The sequence below is a fragment of the Trujillonella humicola genome (assembly GCF_046233715.1).
Taxonomy (GTDB): Bacteria; Actinomycetota; Actinomycetes; order Mycobacteriales; family Geodermatophilaceae; genus Trujillonella; species Trujillonella humicola.
On record NZ_JBJNRJ010000110.1, the window covers coordinates 1 to 2,305 of the forward strand.

Annotated in this window: 4 protein-coding genes; all 4 read left to right on the top strand. The window is 65.6% G+C overall.

Annotated features, from left to right (window positions below):
• Positions 1–976: WecB/TagA/CpsF family glycosyltransferase (locus ACK586_RS25250; protein WP_409333287.1), on the top strand; the 976-nt coding region annotated here is incomplete at its 5' end.
• On the top strand, positions 973–1,794 hold the full coding sequence (locus ACK586_RS25255; protein ID WP_409333288.1) for a glycosyltransferase family 2 protein: 822 nt from the start codon (positions 973–975) through the stop codon (positions 1,792–1,794). The genes ACK586_RS25250 and ACK586_RS25255, both read left to right, overlap by 4 nt.
• A gap of 59 nt (positions 1,795–1,853) precedes the next feature.
• Positions 1,854–2,090 (top strand): transposase, encoded by a 237-nt coding sequence (locus ACK586_RS25260; RefSeq protein WP_409333289.1) that lies wholly within the window; start codon positions 1,854–1,856, stop codon positions 2,088–2,090.
• 77 nt (positions 2,091–2,167) lie between these two features.
• Positions 2,168–2,305: transposase (locus ACK586_RS25265; protein ID WP_409331136.1), on the top strand; the 138-nt coding region annotated here is incomplete at its 3' end.

The following is a 2,305-nucleotide window of genomic DNA, read 5'->3' on the forward strand; positions in this document are numbered from 1 at the left end:
ACCCGAACGACACCGACCCGTGGAACCGGCGCCCACCCGAGCGACCTCGGCCGAACCGTCACACCCCGATGCCAGACTCACACTCCCGCGGCCCACCGACCCGCATCCCGATGATCATGGGCGGCCGCACGAAAGATCCGGGCTAGCTTCCGGGCGCATCGACATACGCAGAAACGTCGCGAAAGGGACAAAGGTGAGCAATTTCAAGGTTCGAGGCGTCTCCATCTACGGCGGATCACACGACGAGGCTCTGAGACTGCTCGCTCGGAAGGCCCAGGACCGCGAGTCCTTCCGTGTCCACCTGGTGAACTCCTACAGCCTCGCCTTGTTGGGCAAGGACCCCGCATTCGCGGAAGCTGCCAGGACGTCGGACCTCAATCTGCCGGACGGGGCGCCGGTTGCGTGGGTGGGGTCGTTGAGGCATCGGGAGCTTCACGTGCGCCCCTTCCGCGGCCCCGACCTCATGGCCCGCTGTCTCTCCGAGGCGCGTACGTGGGACGCCGGTCACTATTTCCTCGGCGGCTCCGAGAGCGGACAGGACAGACTTCGTCAACGGATCCTCGCGGACTTCCCCGGGACCCGCATCGTCGGCATGGACTCCCCATGGAGCCAGGACATGCAGTCGCCGACGATGGCGAGCGCGGCACGTAGAGCAGCGGAGTCCGGCGCCCACTTCGTCTGGGTGGGACTAGGCACACCGAAACAGGACAAGTTCATGCACTACAACAGTCACTTGATCCCGAGTCCGATACTTGGAGTCGGCGCTGCATTGGACTTCCAGGCCGGGACCGTTCGAACCGCGCCACCGTGGGCCCACGGCCGAGGTGTTGAATGGCTCTTCCGCCTCGCTTCCGAGCCACGGAGACTCGCCCGGCGATACCTCCTCGACAGCCCCACCGTCCTGGTCGACCTCGCCTCAGCCGCTCAAGCGAGGGCCCGCGAGGATCTAAATCGCAAGCGCAGGAACTCTCGGTGACAGGGCAGGACCGTCTCGGAAAGCGTGTCGCCGTCCTGGTTAGGACTTTCAACTCCGAGGCGACAATCGGGAAGTGTCTGGAGTCCATACACCGACAAAGGGTCCAGCCACAGATTGTGGTCGTCGATTCCGGATCAACCGACTCAACGCTGCAAGTAATCCGAGGTCGGTGCGACGTCCTTGTCAGCATCCCGCACCAGGACTACACGCCCGGGCTCGCTCTCAACACCGGATTCCGCCACTCGGACGCCGACGTGGTCATGCCGCTGAGCTCTCACTGTGCGCTTCAGCATGACGACCACATCGACATAGCGCTGCGGCACCACGAGGATCGCGGCATCGCAGCCACCATGGGCGCGTCGGCCGACGAGACAGGAGTGGCGCTCTGGAGCGCGCGGAGAGTCGATCGTTGGCCGGTGGGGAGTAGACCCTGGTGGGGCTTTTCCAATCACAGTTGCTCCATACGCCGAGACGTCTGGGTCGACCTGCCATTCCGTGAAGACCTCAGAGCCTGCGAGGACAAGGAATGGGCTGCTCGCGCGCATGCACTCGGCTTCGACATCGTCTACGATCCGGCCCTCGTTGTGCCGGCCCGGCATCGCCGGAATCGCGGGATCCGAGCCGCTTACAGGCGCGGACTCGCCGAGGGAAGGGCGCTCCGGGACATCGTGCCTACCGATCCGCCAGACTCGATCACCATCCTGCGGGAACGACTGCGGCGGCAATATCCCGGCCGCTACCCGGACGCCCTGCTGTGGGTCTATCCGCCCCACCTGGCGGAGTCCGTCGGGCTGGCCCGCGGCCTCGGCGGCTCCTGAAGCGCCCGAGGCCCCTCACACCCGACTGTAATCATCTTCTTCGCCCGGATCTCGAAGTCATGAGCGTCGCCGTGACTTCGAACGATCCGGGCTGTCGTACGCCGACAGCCATCGACGACCGGCTGCAAGACGCCACCGCGGTGCTGGACGCCTTCCACGTCGTCAAGGTCGGCACCGACGCCGTGGACCGCTGCCGGCGCCGCATTCAGCAAGAGATCCACAGCCACCGCCGCCGCGAGCACGACCCGCCCTACCGGATCCGCAAAACGGGCTCTTCGTACCTGCGGTGGGTGTGAGGGACTCGCACCCACCGCAGGTACGAAGAGCTGAGGTTCCCCCGAGACCGCGGAGGCATCAGCTATAAGGGGTAGCGATGCCAGAGATCCGCAAGAAGTACGACCGGGAGTTCCGCGACGGGGCGGTCCGGATCGTCGAGGAGACGAGCAAGCCGATCGCCCAGGTCGCCCGCGATCTCGGCGTCAACGAGGGCACGCTGGGCAACTGGGTGAAC